Source organism: Nitrospira marina, assembly GCF_059568365.1.
Genome location: NZ_JCANTH010000001.1, coordinates 1,126,132 through 1,143,998, shown reverse-complemented (window position 1 = coordinate 1,143,998; position 17,867 = coordinate 1,126,132). Strand labels below are relative to the sequence as shown.

Here is a 17,867-nt window from a genome sequence, read left to right as displayed (position 1 = left end):
ACACCACAAATATTGATTGATGTCGCGTTACCATTGGCAAAGCAGTTTTCGAAAATAGAACGCCTCAGCGTACCTTTCCTGTCCGCCAGATTCTAACCCCCGCAAACACAGTAATGCCTGAAAGGTTTCCACAGTAAACCAAGGCTTGGAATGTTGTGTTTTAAAGTTCGTAAGGAGATGGCATATTTTTTTCTTGGCGGTTGAATCGTCGATTGGGGAGAAAAAATTTGGCGTGCCGACATCCCCATCGTACTTGGGGATTTCATACTCCAGTATCAAGTGGTCCCTGAAGGTATTCCAAGTAAACTCGGATACGATACGATGATCCTGATGCAAGTCATGGCGATAATGCGTGAAAATGAGGTCCGGCTGGAAGGATGCTTTGATCTCTTGAAAAAAGTTTTTGATATCCTTGCCTGCGAACGGAAAACAAGTATCTTCGAATGCCTTCACCACGATGGTTTTGTTTTCTACTTTTTCCAGCAACAATTCCGCACTGTGGACCGCTTCTTGTCGCCTCTCGTTATCGTTGGCACCAAAAATAACCCAAAAAAACTCTATGTTCCGGTACTCTCTGATCAACTGGAGTATCGTTCCGCCGCATCCAATTTCGATGTCATCACTATGAGCCCCAAGGCACAAGACCTTTAGCCTCGCACCTGGCTCCTTTGCGCAGGTCATTTGCAACATGGGACTCCAATACTTATAGCTATAAACCTAACTAGGCCTTGTTCCATAGTTGCCAAGGCGTATCGCCGGCGTCCACTAAGTTATTGAATTCTCTCTTGTCCGCGAAGGTATCCATGGCCTTCCAAAAACCGTCGTATGTGTAAGCGAGAAGCTTGTTTTGCTTGATGAGTCGCTGGAAGGGTTCCTGTACTAATTCCTCACCATCGTGAATATAGTCGAATATTTCTTTTTTGAAGGCAAAGAATCCGCCGTTGATACGATGATCTGTAAATTTAACATTTTTAATCGTCGTGACCACGCCTTCTGGTGTGGTAGTAATGAAATGGTAATTGAGATTTGGCCTTACGCTAACGAAGCAGCCAACCTTGTCACTGTTTTTCAAGAAGTCTACTAACTCTGGCAGCGGTAGATTAGTCAGGCCATCGCTGTAGTTGGCGAGAAAAATATCGTCGTCCCCAAGATATTTTCTTACAGCCATTAAGCGTTGCCCAATGTTCGAGTAGATTCCTGTATCGGCGAAGGTAATGCTCCAGTCGTGAATGTCATTATTGTAAAGGTGTAGCGTCTGGCCTCCGTTATACATAACGAAATCATTCGACAGACACTCGTCATAGTTCTGAAAGTACGCTTTGATACTCTCCCCTTTGTAGCCAAGGCACAGAATAAAGTCCTTGTGGCCAAAATAAGCGTAATACTTCATAACATGCCATAGAATTGGCCTGCTTCCTATTTCAATCATGGGTTTAGGCAACGTGGAGGAATAGTCCCGCATCCGCATCCCCTGGCCACCACAAAACAGAACAACTTTCATCAAATGTCTCTCCAATTGATTTTCATTTTAAAGCTGAAGAACGGGACAAAAATTTTTATCGGCAAACGGGGGCATCGACTTAAACAATGGCCGGAAAGGACGGCTGAACATCCGTAGCAGACACAGATCCCTCCAGATGATCCTGTAAATCGTCCCTAGTTTTAGCGTGTGGTAGAACTTGAAGATGGCGTCACCCTGGTTGCGAGTGACACGAGAAATATTGAGAACCGCCTTTTCCCGGTCTAAAACCTGCTGCAGTTCGCGACGGGTCAAGACTGTCGCGAAAACGGATTTCCTAAACGCCAGATGCTCGAGCTTACCCCACACCAGGAAAACAATGTACTCTTGTTTCTTCGTGCAGATAGATGGGTTATGCGAGGCGTTCATTACCCACCTTGATGGAGTCGTTTGGCAGGGTCTGTAAGGACCGCTCGTCACCGCATCCAGCTTTTAACACAATGTCGAGGATCTCTCGCCAAAAGTGTTGGACGAGTAGGTAGATCGGAGCCTTCTCGACGAAAACCCAGCAGGAGTTGAACATATCGGCCATGTCCTCCTGAACGTTGCAAAGAAAAATGGGGATGGGTGAAACTATAATAAAAAGCAGTGAACTTCAGGCGCCTCCAGACGAACTGTGAAAACTCCACGGCAGACTGGAACCCGAAGCAATTAGCTGAATTCTAAGTGCATCATAATTTAACTAGGGAATTAGATGTATTCCCCCAATGGGGCATAAGCAATTTTCGGATGGTTTAAGTATTTGTTTACAAACGCGTGTGCACTTGATCGTTTCCCTTAAGTGTGGGGGAGTTTCCCTCACAGGGTGTTTGGAATGCACATCAACTTAAAATCACTTTGTCAGATATTCGTCTGATTTTTTTCGGAGAAGAAAGACTGCAATTTTCTGTGTATGATTTTTTGGTTGACCATTTCTTGCCAAGCCTGGAATGGTGGACTATCAAGTTATCAAGGGTCAGAAAAATTTTCTTGTTCTCCGTCTTGATCAGCTAATTGAAAAACTTAAGTAGCCGTAAAGCGTTTATGATATCCCTGTAAATCATGAACGAGATCTTGGCCTGGCTTCTCATCGTCGAAATCATTGCAATATTAATAATGGTGCCGATCGGATCGATGACAAGCTGCAGACATTTTTCTGGTCGGCAGGTGGGAAGGACTTTACTTTGCAAGCTTGGCGTAAGGATGGGGCGGACATGCAGGCTATTTGACAAGCCTTAATCAACTCCGTTGAAAAGCGACGCTTGGCGCTGAAAATGCGTGGGCACCTGTATTCCACAGACTACATCTACATAGTGATTACGCTGTCACAATCGGGAAGCGTCCGGGTTTAAATCCGAAGCGATTCGGGTCCAATTTGATTGATGGGGGCTGGTGGAACGACACGGAGCGATTCGCTCTCGCAACGCGCTGATCTCCGTCTATCCGTCTATCAGGTTGAAAACTGTGTCGTATTGGGCCTGAACCGCGGAATTGAATTTAGGCATCTGCTCTCGAAGCGAGTTTGTAATGGAGGCGGAATGCACCTCCAAGGCTATGAAGCGGTCGGTCAGTTCGTCAACTCCGAAGGTCTCTCCCTCAATCACGTAGTCGCCCTGGCCAAGCCATTTCATCAAATCTCGCGACTTATCGTGATAGGCAATCGCTAAAACGGGTTTCTGAAGCGCTAGGGAGAGCAGAATTCCGTGATAACGCGTGGCGACTACGATGTCCAGCTCTGCCAATGCGCTCAGTAAATCGTCCAAGCTCTGAAAAGTTGGTTCTACGATGAGTTGGTCATACTCCGCTTTGCCCTTGGTCTTCATCTGATTGATTACGTGGGTGGCCACTTCGGGGTCGACCTTGAGTTGAGTCGGTATGAAGTGCACTTCACAATCACGCTCTACGAGCCAATCCGCGAACCTGGCCAACTTCGCGACATAGGACTGATACTTTGCCGCGTCGCTGTCGAACCAATAATCGCCGTAGAAGGGCAGTAAGTTGATTCCAACCACAGGCAGTCGGTCACTGGGATCGGACTCTTTGGAGCGGATCGAGGATCGGAGACTGAAGGCCAGATCGGGAACGATCTGGTCAGCATCGAATCCCTGGAGGGTGTCCACCCAACGCTTTGAGGTCACATCCCGATAGGAGCGATAGCTGGCCTGTTGCAGTGCATGCCGAAGGAAGCGCCGACCGAGCCATGTTTCAATTGGACCCGCTCCCAGACTCAGGAAAACCACTTTTGCTCCAGTATTACGCGCGAGAAGCGTCCACTTGAGAACGGTATAGGGGAAGGCCCACGGGCCACCCACGAAATCATTCAGCTGGTGGGAACCGGCGATGATCAGCAGATCGAGGCCCTCAATGCGTTGGCGGCTTTCGCGCAGGAATCCAAATTCTTTGGCGATCGTGGGAATTATTTTCAACGCCACCATGGCACCACGCATCAGCGAGGACAAGATTGGAATTGTTTTCACAAATTCCTTCACGCCCTGAAGCAATGATGAATTCGGTGCTTGGGCCACCACTGCCGACCCCGATGACGCCTCGGTCGCCGCTGCTACTGGAGATCCGGCAAAGTCTGTACTGGGCGAGGCTGGAAGCATTGGGACCGCCCCGCGGCGAATCGGAAAGGATGGAATCCCGTGCCTCTTTTGTGTGTCGACCGGCGTGATCGTGAGACCACATATCTCTGCGTCAGGCCAACGATCGCGAATGTTTTGTATTACCGCGGCAATAATCGACTCGTCTCCGAGATTTTCATTGCCCACGTGCCCCATGATTCCAACCCGCTTAGGGCGCGACGAGGAAACCTGGCCTAGAGATCTTGCAGTTGACACGGCACCATCCTCCGTCACGACTTCTTTTGTCCTAACACGATAATCGAGTAGCCGAACCCCATCTGCTCCTTCAACTCGTCCAGGCGGGCCGGTGTGATGAACCAACTCAGTGCCCTCGCGAGTTTGGGCGAGTTGATGATCCGCAGCCAACCGCGGTTGCCCATAGGTATTACCGACGTGGAGTCAAGGACATTGAAGTATGGCTCAATGATACCCTTTAGCTCTTTCATGTCGAGCCATTTCTTAATGTGATCCTCCGGGTCCTCACCTCCAACGCCCACGCCATCGGAATCTCTCATGCGCTCCATTACGAAACGATTCGCGGCAGTAATAATCAAATACCCACCAGGCTTGATGACATCCATGATCCGCTTCATTAGCAGAGCTTGATCGCTGACATGGGGGATCACCTCCTGGCAGACGACCAAATCGACAGGCTCGCTAGTCAGCTCGATTTCGTAGAGATCGCCCGCAGTATACTTGATTCCGGGGAAGTCCTTCTTGGCTGCCTCGATCGCCGCTTCGGAAAGGTCGACACCCTCTGCCGTACCGAACTCGGAGAGCATTTTGGTCATCCAGCCGGTTGCACAGCCGACATCGAGAATTCTCGGATGATCGAGCCGGAGTCCCTTGAGCATCTTGATGATTACTTGGGATCGCCTTTTCTGCCATTCGTTGGGCGTTTCCTGCTTCCCCCACCGGTCGTCCCAGTATGCTTGTTGCGCCTCAACCGACGGATTTGCTCCACCCTTTGCAATATTATCCATAACACTTCTCCTTTCGATGAGCGGACTTCAAAATCTTTTCCCGCCCCCATCTATCTCAGTACTTCTCGTCGCTCCGTCGTCGTTTCTGAAGGCGATAGGACAGGAGAGCCAAGACAGGTCAGTCGGAGCTTTTGCTCACTATTTCCCTCAAAAATCCAGGGGGGGCGAGGCGATTTCTTTCCGAGGGCGTCAGGCTTACGGCCCAAGCTCCGAGCGCCGCTAGCGGCAAGACGGCTGCCACCTGAGCGAAGTAGAGAATCAGGTTATCGGCTGGCCAGATCTGCTCGATTTGCCAGGTCGCAAGCGCAAATGGGGTGATCGCCACCGCTGGTCGAATCCACACGGTAAGCCAGAACTTGGGAATCGATGTCCCCAACACTCGATTTACGTACCACGGCGCAAATATGATGGATGCCACCAACCGCGGTGCCGTTGTTCCCCATGCCACGCCGACAATACCATACGATTGAAGCCAGTACAGACTAAGGCCAATGTTGCATACCGCTTCAATAATAAATGCGGGGACGAGCCCGGCATGTTTTGAAATACCCATCATAGTGGCCACTACGACCTGATATCCGATCGCGAACCAGAGAGCCAAACTCAATATCCAAAGAATTTCCCCAGAGGGCTTCGCATACTCTTCGCCCATCCACAAGCCAATGAAAGACCCGCCTCGAAAGATGAAGGTCACAACAATCGGCAATACTATCAGCGTCGCAATGCGAGCGCTGACGAGTAGGATGCGCTCCAACTCGTCTCCTTCGTTTTCGGCCTCGAGCGCACTTGCTGATGGCGTCAGGGTCTGTGAGATGCCACTGACTGGCGCTCGTGCATACTCGGTCAGGTTGGACGCGATTGCAAACAACGTCACCATACTAAGGGGCAGGAATGAACCGATAACGATCGAGTCGGTAAACAGGATAATCGTCCCGGAGGCCTGCAAAAGGAGCACTGAAACGCTGAACGAAAAAATCATCGTCACGTGAGAGCGATGGCACTCCTTAAAGCCAATGCTGAGCTGTGGATACAATCGACGACTGAGCACAAAGCTCGCGAATCCCCGCAGCCCGGACACGCCCAGCTGTATCAATGCCAACGCAATCAGCCCGTAGCCCGTCTTCAGCGCGAGGACGACCAATATCACGCGAACTACGCCGATTGCGATTTCGAAAAGATTGGCGATGTCGAAGCGCTGGAGTCCAGCTACAACGCCACCATAAACTCCGCTGATCATCGAAATCGCCATGTTGACGCCGCCCAGGATTAAGACTACACGGGCGACGGCGACGAGTTCTGGTGGAATTTGAAAGACCCGGTCGATGACGATGGCCAAGACCCCGGCAACGGCGATGGCAACGAACCCCACCAGGACGAATACGACCAGGGCCGAGGAGGCGACCCGTGTTGCCTCCAGATGACTCTCCTGAGCGTGAAATTTGGCGATGTAGCGCGTAACCGCCCCGCGAACGCCGAGATCGAGTAATCCGAGGTATCCAACGATCGAGCCCAGAAGCACCCAAATACCGTAGGATTCATCCCCCAAGCTGTGGACGATGAACGGAGAGAGAACAAAGTTAACGCCGACTGCGAAAATGTAGCCGCCCCAATTCGCTAGTACGTTTCTGATGCGGCTTATTTTGCCTCCAACACGTATGCCCATGGCGTTGATTTCTGATTGACTCACAGAAAATGTTTACTGGGGAATATGATTTTTAAAGACCTTTTTGCCTGGGAAGAAAAGAAACCATTTCTATGATATTCTCCGAGTTTAAAAAACATAAACAAAATTTTTCAGAAGAAACATTGTGAAAAACATTTAGTAGATCATTTTTCCTGGATGTCGTTAATAAACACGTAGGAAATTTTTATGAGAAAGATGTTTTTGAATGATTTCATTTCGTAGAATAGCGAATACCATTGAGGTGTCATTTTTGCGGATACCTACCTTCCCCAAAAAAGGAAAATATATATTTGTTCACTATAGTGTCTGGAGTGTCTGGCTGAATGAGCTCCGAGCCGCTTAAGCATATGAATTACTTTTTTTAGCACGTTGTGGTTTTGTCGACACGGAGACTACCCCCATCTGCCTTAACCTCGCCCGATGCCTGAACAAGCAAGCCCAGATCCTATACAAAACAGAAGCCCCTGGCCTGAGCTTTTCGAACAGGGGGCATGCCCCGATCTACGGATCCTTAAACCTGGAGTAATTTACTTCATGGGCTATGGGCGCCTGGACAACTGTTCAACCTTCATCTTACCTAGGCCTTTTTTGTTACCTATCCCAAGTCAAATCCCGATTGTCGCAGCATCTATTTCAGCCCTCAGCGATGAAGAATAGGTGACAATGATCAGACCATGGTGTTGCCCGGGTTCTACACACAACAGAAGTACCCCATTCATCTCCCCGTATCGGATCAAGATCTCGAGTCTTGCAAGACGCTCATCTCACTAACCAACCTTGTTGATCTGACCGCTGCCATCTATCCGTGCCCGGTACCAGGTGCGGTGGCACATTAAGTTGTTTATCAAATGGATCGACCAGTATCTGCGGAGTAAAAAAATCTCAGTCACGCCAGAAAAACGCCTAGAAAGTACAAACCTGGACCGCCGTCTCGGTCTATGTCCCTGTGTCTATCGTCAAGAAGCGGTCCACCCTTAAGGCCTCACTCAAAGAACTACTACAGATTTGCTCAGTGAAAATCCCTTTTAAACACAGCCTTTCTGGACGGAAATACCAGAAGTGAGGATAAGCTGTTTGACAACCAATTGAATCTATTTGATTTTTGACCAAAAACTAGTGATATTGATTACAATATGGCATTTTTTTGACAATGCTTTTCCCTAGGATAAAGATGATGATGCAGCTGTGACACTAGTTTTGAATTCTTCCATTCAACCTAAGATGGGCTGAAAGCGAATAAAGGAAACTGCTTGAAGAAGCTGAAGGGTGTTGAAGTCTTGAGAAATCAATGAAAGATCACTCGGATCCCTATTACAAGATATTCCTGATACCGTCCGACATGGTCTATGAACGTCTTTCCAAAACCATCGCCGATCTGAGCAAAGCCTATCATGCATCCATTTTTGTTCTCCACGTGACTCTATTGGGGAATCTGTTTGGGTCTGAAGATGAGATTACCCTGCAAGCATTGCAGTGTGGCCCGTCAAATTAAACCATTCAACATTCAACTCACACATCAAGATTACGAGGAAGGTTATTCTAGATGCCTTTTTCTGAAGGGTAGAAAAGCACCAGCTATTCTAAGGGCCCATGCTCTTGCTAAAAGAGCTTTCTTTTTCCACCAGGATCCACGCTACATGCCTCACTTAAGTCATCTTTATGGGTTTTCCCCGGCTGAAGTTAAAGGGGTTTACCTACAAACCTGAATGTAATGAGAATTGAGGACAAGAATCCGGATGATTGGTCTAAAATCCTCACAATTCCCTTCCCATTTTTAGAGGAAACCATTTTTTTATAGCCTCCTATTCAACGTAAGATAAAGATAGTAAAACTCCAGGCTGGTCAATTTCTGATGAGAGGTACAAAATCTGACAATAGCCCTATTGGCGCGAGCAATATTAGCCTGCTTCCCATTGCCGTAGCACTGATCATCGGCGCAACAGCCATACCGGTCGATTTCCGCTCTCCTTCGATCAACTTTGTGTCTTGGCGTCCGGACTTCATGGACGTGCTCAATAACTTACTCCTTTACATCCCGATCGGAGTAGCCCTACGAGGAAAACGACTGCCTTTCGCAATCGTCACAATTGCTATACTCACCTGCTTCGTGGAAATCATCCAGCTGATTTATCCAAGCCGCCATCCCAGTGTGATAGATATGACTGCAAATATTTTGGGAGGAATTGCTGGTTGGTATCTAGCTAGCATTTATCAGTCGCTCAATATATCCCCGCCACGGCCAGCGACCGTTCGAGCATTGCTTCTAGTCAGCAGTGCCACGGGAATGTTTATATGTTCTGTTGTTATTTCCCAACCTGGGCTTGACACGGATTTTTCAAATTGGGATCCGTCATATCGGATTGCAATCAACGATGAACTGACTCGCGACCGACCTTGGAGCGGGACCGTTTATGCGCTTGGACTTTTCGATCAGGCTTTAAGCCGAACCCAACTGTTGACTCTCAGCGCTGTTTTTTCCGAGTCAGGCCGTTTAGTGAAGCCAAGCGTGGGGATCAAGCCGATTTTCGCGCTCATCCCACCAAGGATTATTGAGCAGGAACGTGGTACACCTATCCTTCAACCAGATCAGGAAAAACAGATTTTTGATGCTCTGGTGAAGAGGGGGACAATGACGCTTGTAGCGTGGGTTCAAACCAATAGTCTTGAACAATTCGACTCTGCCCGTATCGTTACTTTTTCAAGAGATCAATACAATAGGAACTTTACGCTGGGACAGGAAGGAGGTCGAATGGTTTTCCGACTGCGGACCCCGGCCACTGGCCCGAACGGGTTCGATCCTGCTTTACGAACTCCTGAAGTGCTGAAAATAGGAAAAACACTATTTGTAGCAGCGACGTATGACGGTAAGATATCGAAAGTATACCTCGACGGAAAACTCGTTGGCCGACTGAATATCGCTGCCAAAAGAAAGATTGGAACGACGCTATTTGATTACGATGCTCCCTTGATGGCAATTCTCGCCGGCGCATTCACTGCTACCTTGTTTCTAAGTGTGATCGGTTCGACATCAAATCGTCCATTTTGGTGGATTCTTGCTGGGGTTGGCGGTTTTTGCGGTGCTTTTTCCATTGCAGCGATGGGGGGGCTTTCCGCGCTTCCTGATTTCGAAAACTGGAATTTGTTACTGGGTGTAGGCGGTGGGCTTTGCGTAGCCTCGGCTATACACAAACGGGATGTATCAACACCATAATTCTCGTGGACAGGATCCCCCTTGAATTTGTCCGTCTGACTCACCATGCTTGACATCGAGACAGTTACCAACCTTCCCTCTCCCTGTCTGATATATCTAGAAGAAGGACATGTTGCCATGCTTGGTCCGTACCTGAAGGGCTAGTGCCTGGTTGATTCAATAAGTGTGTTTGCAAACCTGCCCTTCGGCCTGCATCAAAATTAAGGAGCATCAAATAGCCATACCCGGTACCGCTGAAAATTCCAAACCAGCGCCCCCAATTGGTCCCTGTGGGCCGATGGCCTACAGGGAAATCGAACGATACGCACCAAAGATCGATGCAAATTGGGCGCCCGACAGGCGCGTCAGTTACTGGTGTCCTGCGTCTTGACCATATGACCCGCCACGCGGTTTACGAAGGATAGGCCTACATCTCCCCAATGCGCTCCACGCGCACAGCATCGGCAATGACGTAACTCCCAGCCGGACCGGCCAGGTCACTCAGTCGCACCACCAAGGTGTCACCTGTCAGTTCATACACTCCGACGTCCTGCCACAACACCCCGTTCTCGACCAAGCCAACCGGGTTCTGACGCTGATCAACACTCACCGTTCCCAACGCCGTGGCCCCGTCCAGTACCGTATAGCGCGCATCTATGGCTCGATTGGTGTACGCCTGCCAGGTCACCGCCACTTGGTATTGCCCGGGGAGTAGCCCGCTCAGCGTCCATGTGGCCGTTTTCGTCCCGCTGCCAACCGCCTTATACGCAAAGTCCCCTTGCGTCCCGACCCCGGTGTACGTGGTCCATCCCGCACTGGCACTGTACCCCGCCTCCCCATCGTCAAGGATTAAAACGAGGGGCACCGTTCCCCCCGTTACGGTTCCAGACACGCTGAAATCGAAGGGATTCTCGTCCGCATCGTTGGAGCCGAAGCTGAGCACTCCCCCATACGTGCCCACCACAACCGCATCCAACTGCACCACAAAGTTCGTCGTCTGACCGGGACCCACCAGCGTCGTTCCAAAGCCCGTGACCAGGCTATACCCGGTGGGTAACGTGATCGTGCCCAACTCGAGATCGACCGTGCCCACGTTGCTTACCGTAATCGTCTGCGACACCGGTGTGCCGACCACCGTACTGCCAAAGCCCACCGACCCCGTGCCGTCGGGCACCTCCCCACCACCCACCCGCACCTGAATCTCCGGGCCCACTGGCCCCTCCCCTACGCGCTCCACGCGCACAGCATCGGCAATGACGTAACTCCCAGCCGGACCGGCCAGGTCACTCAGTCGCACCACCAAGGTGTCACCTGTCAGTTCATACACTCCGACGTCCTGCCACAACACCCCGTTCTCGACCAAGCCAACCGGGTTCTGACGCTGATCAACACTCACCGTTCCCAACGCCGTGGCCCCGTCCAGTACCGTATAGCGCGCATCTATGGCTCGATTGGTGTACGCCTGCCAGGTCACCGCCACTTGGTATTGCCCGGGGAGTAGCCCGCTCAGCGTCCATGTGGCCGTTTTCGTCCCGCTGCCAACCGCCTTATACGCAAAGTCCCCTTGCGTCCCGACCCCGGTGTACGTGGTCCATCCCGCACTGGCACTGTACCCCGCCTCCCCATCGTCAAGGATTAAAACGAGGGGCACCGTTCCCCCCGTTACGGTTCCAGACACGCTGAAATCGAAGGGATTCTCGTCCGCATCGTTGGAGCCGAAGCTGAGCACTCCCCCATACGTGCCCACCACAACCGCATCCAACTGCACCACAAAGTTCGTCGTCTGACCGGGACCCACCAGCGTCGTTCCAAAGCCCGTGACCAGGCTATACCCGGTGGGTAACGTGATCGTGCCCAACTCGAGATCGACCGTGCCCACGTTGCTTACCGTAATCGTCTGCGACACCGGTGTGCCGACCACCGTACTGCCAAAGCCTACCGATCCCGTGCCGTCGGGCACCTCCCCACCACCCACCCGCACCTGAATCTCCGGGACTTGCACCGTTCCCCCCGTTACGGTTCCAGACACGCTGAAATCGAAGGGATTCTCGTCCGCATCGTTGGAGCCGAAGCTGAGCACTCCCCCATACGTGCCCACCACAACCGCATCCAACTGCACCACAAAGTTCGTCGTCTGACCGGGACCCACCAGCGTCGTTCCAAAGCCCGTGACCAGGCTATACCCGGTGGGTAACGTGATCGTGCCCAACTCGAGATCGACCGTGCCCACGTTGCTTACCGTAATCGTCCGCGACACCGGTGTGCCGACCACCGTACTGCCAAAGCTTACCGATCCCGTGCCGTCGGGCACCTCCACTCCACTCACCCGCACCTGAACCTCCGGGCCCACTGGCCCCTCCCCTACGCGCTCCACGCGCACAGCATCGGCAATGACGTAACTCCCAGCCGGACCGGCCAGGTCACTCAGTCGCACCACCAAGGTGTCACCTGTCAGTTCATACACTCCGACGTCCTGCCACAACACCCCGTTCTCGACCAAGCCAACCGGGTTCTGACGCTGATCAACACTCACCGTTCCCAACGCCGTGGCCCCGTCCAGTACCGTATAGCGCGCATCTATGGCTCGATTGGTGTACGCCTGCCAGGTCACCGCCACTTGGTATTGCCCGGGGAGTAGCCCGCTCAGCGTCCATGTGGCCGTTTTCGTCCCGCTGCCAACCGCCTTATACGCAAAGTCCCCTTGCGTCCCGACCCCGGTGTACGTGGTCCATCCCGCACTGGCACTGTACCCCGCCTCCCCATCGTCAAGGATTAAAACGAGGGGCACCGTTCCCCCCGTTACGGTTCCAGACACGCTGAAATCGAAGGGATTCTCGTCCGCATCGTTGGAGCCGAAGCTGAGCACTCCCCCATACGTGCCCACCACAACCGCATCCAACTGCACCACAAAGTTCGTCGTCTGACCGGGACCCACCAGCGTCGTTCCAAAGCCCGTGACCAGGCTATACCCGGTGGGTAACGTGATCGTGCCCAACTCGAGATCGACCGTGCCCACGTTGCTTACCGTAATCGTCTGCGACACCGGTGTGCCGACCACCGTGCTGCCAAAGCCCACCGACCCCGTGCCGTCGGGCACCTCCCCACCACCCACCCGCACCTGAATCTCCGGGACTTGCACCGTTCCCCCCGTTACGGTTCCAGACACGCTGAAATCGAAGGGATTCTCGTCCGCATCGTTGGAGCCGAAGCTGAGCACTCCCCCATACGTGCCCACCACAACCGCATCCAACTGCACCACAAAGTTCGTCGTCTGACCGGGACCCACCAGCGTCGTTCCAAAGCCCGTGACCAGGCTATACCCGGTGGGTAACGTGATCGTGCCCAACTCGAGATCGACCGTGCCCACGTTGCTTACCGTAATCGTCCGCGACACCGGTGTGCCGACCACCGTACTGCCAAAGCTTACCGATCCCGTGCCGTCGGGCACCTCCACTCCACTCACCCGCACCTGAACCTCCGGGCCCACTGGCCCCTCCCCTACGCGCTCCACGCGCACAGCATCGGCAATGACGTAACTCCCAGCCGGACCGGCCAGGTCACTCAGTCGCACCACCAAGGTGTCACCTGTCAGTTCATACACTCCGACGTCCTGCCACAACACCCCGTTCTCGACCAAGCCAACCGGGTTCTGACGCTGATCAACACTCACCGTTCCCAACGCCGTGGCCCCGTCCAGTACCGTATAGCGCGCATCTATGGCTCGATTGGTGTACGCCTGCCAGGTCACCGCCACTTGGTATTGCCCGGGGAGCAGCCCGCTCAGCGTCCATGTGGCCGTTTCCGTCCCGTTGCCGACCGCCTTATACGCAAAGTCCCCTTGCGTCCCGACCCCGGTGTACGTGGTCCATCCCGCACTGGCACTGTACCCCGCCTCCCCATCGTCAAGGATCAATGCGGTTGGAGGTGGTAACAAGCGAAAAACCACAGTAAAACGATCATGAAGGCTCTCCCCGATACTACCGTCCCTGTCCTGATCCATAGATCGACCTAGGTTGTCCTGAATTTCTGGGCCTACATGCAAGGTGTAAGGACCGACTGTAGCTTGCAACGGGAACACTACCTCGAATATGAAGTCCGTGATCTTATTCACGGCCGTGGGGGTAATAGAACCTAAAGGTCCGAGGATTTCAATGTCGTCTGTTGTGAATGTCTGAGCCAACATGGCACTATCAAAAGTGAGAAAGACTCGATCGGTCGGCCCCAAAACATCGCCAATTGGGCTTGCTATAACAATTCGAGGGCCTGCGAGGCTCGGCGTGTTCACCGCCGAAAAGGCGTCTACCATACCGCCGGTGCGTGTCTTGAACTCGAGGTCTGGAAGCGTTTTAACGGTTGATAGCACTCGGTTGACAAGCCAGTCAGGCGATTGATCTGGGAAAAGTCCAGCCAGAAGCGAAACTGTGCCAGAGACATGAGCCACTCCCATGGATGTCCCGCTCCAAAGAACATAGCTTCCGCCAAGCCCTGTACTTAGAATACTTGCTCCCGGGGCGGCAAGGTCGACCGCATTTAAGCCGTAGTTTGAAAACGAAGACAGGCTGCCGCTGGGATCCACCGAAGCGACGCTAATGAGATTGGTCAGGTCATTATAAGCCGCCGGATAGTAGGCGAAAGCCGGGTCACCTATGTTGTTCGACCCATTGCCAGCTGCCGCGACGAATACCACACCGTTATTTCCTGCCCACTGGACCGCTTCTTTCAGCGCCGGGTTATCGATGACTGTCCCCCAACTTGCGTTAATCACGTCTGGATTCAACAACACAGCATATTCTATGGCCTGAATCGCATCTGAGACCGACCCACCGCCACCGTCATGAAACCGCACAGGCAGAATTTGGGTTCGCCAGTTTACTCCTGCGATTCCAATTCCATTGTCTCCTCGCCCGGCGATAATGCCGGTGACATGGGTGCCGTGCCCATGTGTATCCATCGGATCGTCGCTATCGCTTAGGATGTTCCAGCCGGAGAGGTCATCCACGTATCCATTACCATCGCCATCAATCTGGTCACTCCACGTTGGAACCTGCAAATCGCCCGCGTCGATGTAACCGTTTCCGTTGTGGTCAGATACAAGGGCCTGATTAAACTTTACACCGGATTCATCGAGAATGATGTCACCATTCGCATCACGCGAATTGAGATCGTAGAAATCGATCAACCCATTTGAGTTAGTATCGATGAGTTGGCCTAGCAACGAGGTGGGAATCTCGCCATTGTTGATAGCAATCGCTAAATACAAGTCCGGATGTGTATAGTCAATTCCTGTATCCATCACCGCCACAAGACTATGGGCGTTGCCAGTTGTTTGGTCCCAAGCAAATGTAGCACGGATGTCGACCCCCCCCGTGTTTTTGAGTCCCCACTGGGTGTCAAACTGTGAATCGTTCGGCACATATTGGTCGAGCTTTATGGACTGGTCGGCGACGGCATATCGGATCTCAGGCAAAGCCTGTAATCTGTCCAAGGCGACTTGATAATTCACTCCGGGCGCCAGCTCAACAAAACCGAAACGTCCTTCTAGCCAGGTCTTCGACAACTTGGCCCCAAGCGAATCCATGACTGCCAGTGAAGCCGCAGACAATGGTAGCGATCCCTTCTTATCATTTGTATCTATCTCGAAGCGTACAATTACTCTATCGACCCTGGTCATGACCTTCCGCCCACCATGGCGCTCCACCCTGACCTTGGCATTTCCCGATCTGGCATCTGATCGCTTCGGATTAATCGAAACCTCAACCTCGGAGATCGACTCCTTCTGTAGGCCATCGGAAACGATCACTCGCAGCGTATAAATACCGGCAACGTTGCCTCGGAACGTGGCAGTCGTGATGTCCGCATCCTCATTACCATTAGGCAGGAAGGTTACCTCTCCTAAAGGTGGGCCACTGACCTTAATCCACCGATACGTCAACGGATTCAGACCGTGATGGGCCTGGGAAGCCGCAACCTGCAGCCTTGTCTGGTTTGACGGCAACGTGAGTTCCGCATCATGCGCCCACGCCTTGATGTCCACGACCGGAAGTCCGTCGGCCAAAGCTTGATTGAGCCCAAGAATATACGACCCGCCTAATGTGAAAAAAAATAAGAGAAAAACAGAAAAAATCACGCGCATCGTACAGTTCATAGTTGCCAGACTCCTGCCATGTTGTTAAAGAAAGTTCCTTGACAGATAGGTTACGGTCTAATCATTGGTTAAGTTTTATGGATCCTCTGTGCGGACTGTACAGCCAATTCCTATTATTAGAAATAACCCATAGGGTGGGCGATCAGCCGGGAATGGGGATTAAAAAGGCCTTTTGCCTTGGCAGAAAAGAATGGAAAAATCATACGGAATTTAGGGTTTTCGGAGGACCATATGGATCATTCACCAAATTTGTGGTTTGAAGCCCCAATTTTGTTTTTAAATACTGCTCATTTGCTAAAAGCCAAAGGTAAACATGGATCATGACAGGACACAGAGGATTTCACACTCAGCACCTTCCCGCGCTACCGGACATAACGGTCCTAGTATCAAACGAGTGAAGTCATGCGGTTTCCTTCGCAAGACCTGATTGGGGTTCAGGAAGTCCTCGCTACGAAGATATGCGTTATTGAGTGCCATCAAGAAGGCTGGGTGGTCGCAATGGGCAGAATCCTCTCCCACTAATCGCCTTCAGCCGACCCAGCCAATTATGCCAGGGAGAGCCAAAAGTATTCGCTCACATAGGTCATCGAGCTACCTCTAAAAAAATATCAATTGGGCCGCGCCATTTGGCCAGATGGTAACCCTTCCACCCGCCCCCCACATAGCACTGCCGCTGATCCGAATCCGCATCATGGGCGCTTCTGACAAGCTAGCCACAAGGCCCAAAACTGTTGAATTTAGCCCTGGCCATGGGTGAGTTTATCAAGCGCCCACTGCCGCGCACCTTCCATGAGTCGCTCCGTCAGTTGTTTCACTAACTCATGTTTGACGAATATGTCTTCGGGTGAGGCACATTCTTCCAACAGCTCATCAAACAGCACATCCATTTTGTTTGGGGTTTTGGCTCTGATCATCAGTCCTCCTTCTTGAATGAAACGGTCATAATTGCCAGTTACACAGTTAAGCTTACACAAGACAATGAGTCCCCAGCCTCCCGCAATCTGGAATTCACCAAGGCCTGTGCGGGGCAGATGCACAAAGATAAGGGAATTGCTCATGTGCAGGCGGCTAGTGCGGCATACCAAACGGAAATGTTCAACTTGTGTGAGAAACACACGGTAACCTTTGCCATTGGAGGGCGTGCAGGATACAGTCGTGCAGGACGCCATTGTTGCTATCCCTGACACTCAGTGGCCAGCCCTAAAGCCATAGGCACCTCGCCGAAACCGCGCATTGCATGGCAAAAAGAATCGCATCTAAAGAACTAAAGATTGGCTTTGGGATGGAGCGACTACCATGTGGGACCTTCGCAGCCAATGCCGTGTTCTTTCGCATTAGCGTGTTGGCCTACAACCTGTTTGTGCTGTTCAAGATGTTGGCCTTTCCCCATGGTCTGGAAGCGGTGCCAAGTCGGAACCGTGGGCTGACTGCTGTATCAGATAGCGGGGAAAGTGGTCCGGCATACCAGCGCGGCCATTCTCAAAGTACAGTAATGTCGGTGGCGCCTGTGTGAGGAGATTCGGACGCGCTGTGCGGAAACCGCTCAGAGGTAAACTGAGGTAGGGGTGAGCACAGGGAAGGAGGAAACATGAAGGGAGCAGTCTGACCGAAGGGACGGAGCGAGGGTGAAAAACACGTGGGTGACGCCACACGGCCTCTGTTGACCAAACCACCCGCGGATTGGGGCGACACACAGTTGACTTGACAACCCCCAGAACGCTCGATCAGACGATTTAAGAGACA

The 17,867-nt window shown here is 52.0% G+C and carries 11 protein-coding genes; 3 read left to right on the top strand and 8 right to left on the bottom strand.

The features are described 5' to 3' along the window. Positions 1 to 27: 27 nt before the first annotated feature. The 6 genes from LX98_RS04720 to LX98_RS04695 all read right to left on the bottom strand — a co-directional run bounded on the left by LX98_RS04720 (position 28) and on the right by LX98_RS04695 (position 6,792). Positions 28 to 681: a PIG-L family deacetylase gene (locus tag LX98_RS04720; protein WP_496430569.1), complete on the bottom strand. Its 654-nt coding sequence runs from the start codon at positions 679 to 681 to the stop codon at positions 28 to 30. A 40-nt stretch (positions 682 to 721) separates the two neighbouring features. Beyond that, positions 722 to 1,501, bottom strand: a complete 780-nt coding sequence (locus tag LX98_RS04715; RefSeq protein WP_496427793.1) for a sugar phosphate nucleotidyltransferase — start codon at positions 1,499 to 1,501, stop codon at positions 722 to 724. A gap of 27 nt (positions 1,502 to 1,528) precedes the next feature. Beyond that, a complete protein-coding gene (locus LX98_RS04710) occupies positions 1,529 to 1,888 on the bottom strand; it encodes a hypothetical protein (protein WP_496427792.1) in 360 nt (119 codons plus the stop codon). A gap of 1,049 nt (positions 1,889 to 2,937) precedes the next feature. Beyond that, positions 2,938 to 4,338, bottom strand: coding sequence for a polysaccharide pyruvyl transferase family protein (locus tag LX98_RS04705; protein ID WP_496427791.1), 1,401 nt, complete (start codon positions 4,336 to 4,338; stop codon positions 2,938 to 2,940). Between the two features lie 14 nt (positions 4,339 to 4,352). Then, positions 4,353 to 5,105, bottom strand: a complete 753-nt coding sequence (locus tag LX98_RS04700) for a methyltransferase domain-containing protein (protein WP_496427790.1) — start codon at positions 5,103 to 5,105, stop codon at positions 4,353 to 4,355. Between the two features lie 118 nt (positions 5,106 to 5,223). Further along, complete coding sequence (locus LX98_RS04695) at positions 5,224 to 6,792, bottom strand: oligosaccharide flippase family protein (RefSeq protein ID WP_496427789.1); 1,569 nt, start codon at positions 6,790 to 6,792, stop codon at positions 5,224 to 5,226. Positions 6,793 to 8,077: 1,285 nt separating this feature from the next. Here LX98_RS04695 and LX98_RS04690 point away from each other — a divergent pair. Both LX98_RS04690 and LX98_RS04685 read left to right on the top strand, forming a co-directional pair. Continuing rightward, a complete protein-coding gene (locus tag LX98_RS04690) occupies positions 8,078 to 8,281 on the top strand; it encodes a hypothetical protein (RefSeq protein ID WP_496427788.1) in 204 nt (67 codons plus the stop codon). A 360-nt stretch (positions 8,282 to 8,641) separates the two neighbouring features. Next, positions 8,642 to 10,000: a VanZ family protein gene (locus LX98_RS04685; protein WP_496427787.1), complete on the top strand. Its 1,359-nt coding sequence runs from the start codon at positions 8,642 to 8,644 to the stop codon at positions 9,998 to 10,000. Between the two features lie 406 nt (positions 10,001 to 10,406). Here LX98_RS04685 and LX98_RS04680 read toward each other — a convergent pair whose 3' ends face one another. Next, positions 10,407 to 16,124, bottom strand: a complete 5,718-nt coding sequence (locus LX98_RS04680; RefSeq protein WP_496427786.1) for a golvesin C-terminal-like domain-containing protein — start codon at positions 16,122 to 16,124, stop codon at positions 10,407 to 10,409. Positions 16,125 to 16,861: 737 nt separating this feature from the next. Further along, positions 16,862 to 17,038 carry a hypothetical protein gene (locus LX98_RS04675; protein WP_496427785.1) on the bottom strand — a complete coding sequence of 59 codons (177 nt, stop codon included), beginning with the start codon at positions 17,036 to 17,038 and terminating at the stop codon, positions 16,862 to 16,864. A gap of 368 nt (positions 17,039 to 17,406) precedes the next feature. Here LX98_RS04675 and LX98_RS04670 point away from each other — a divergent pair, with 368 nt between their 5' ends. After that, the gene (locus LX98_RS04670) at positions 17,407 to 17,637 is read left to right on the top strand and encodes a hypothetical protein (RefSeq protein ID WP_496427784.1); all 231 of its coding nucleotides are present in this window, start codon (positions 17,407 to 17,409) and stop codon (positions 17,635 to 17,637) included. Positions 17,638 to 17,867: the final 230 nt, after the last annotated feature.

Excerpts from the sequence above, each read along its gene's own strand:
- LX98_RS04720 (WP_496430569.1), bottom strand. The coding sequence starts at position 681 with ATGACCTGCGCAAAGGAGCCAGGTGCGAGGCTAAAGGTCTTGTGCCTT.
- LX98_RS04715 (WP_496427793.1), bottom strand. The coding sequence starts at position 1,501 with ATGAAAGTTGTTCTGTTTTGTGGTGGCCAGGGGATGCGGATGCGGGAC.
- LX98_RS04710 (WP_496427792.1), bottom strand. The coding sequence starts at position 1,888 with ATGAACGCCTCGCATAACCCATCTATCTGCACGAAGAAACAAGAGTAC.
- LX98_RS04700 (WP_496427790.1), bottom strand. The coding sequence starts at position 5,105 with ATGGATAATATTGCAAAGGGTGGAGCAAATCCGTCGGTTGAGGCGCAA.
- LX98_RS04690 (WP_496427788.1), top strand. The coding sequence starts at position 8,078 with ATGAAAGATCACTCGGATCCCTATTACAAGATATTCCTGATACCGTCC.
- LX98_RS04685 (WP_496427787.1), top strand. The coding sequence starts at position 8,642 with ATGAGAGGTACAAAATCTGACAATAGCCCTATTGGCGCGAGCAATATT.
- LX98_RS04680 (WP_496427786.1), bottom strand. The coding sequence starts at position 16,124 with ATGAACTGTACGATGCGCGTGATTTTTTCTGTTTTTCTCTTATTTTTT.
- LX98_RS04675 (WP_496427785.1), bottom strand. The coding sequence starts at position 17,038 with ATGATCAGAGCCAAAACCCCAAACAAAATGGATGTGCTGTTTGATGAG.
- LX98_RS04670 (WP_496427784.1), top strand. The coding sequence starts at position 17,407 with ATGGAGCGACTACCATGTGGGACCTTCGCAGCCAATGCCGTGTTCTTT.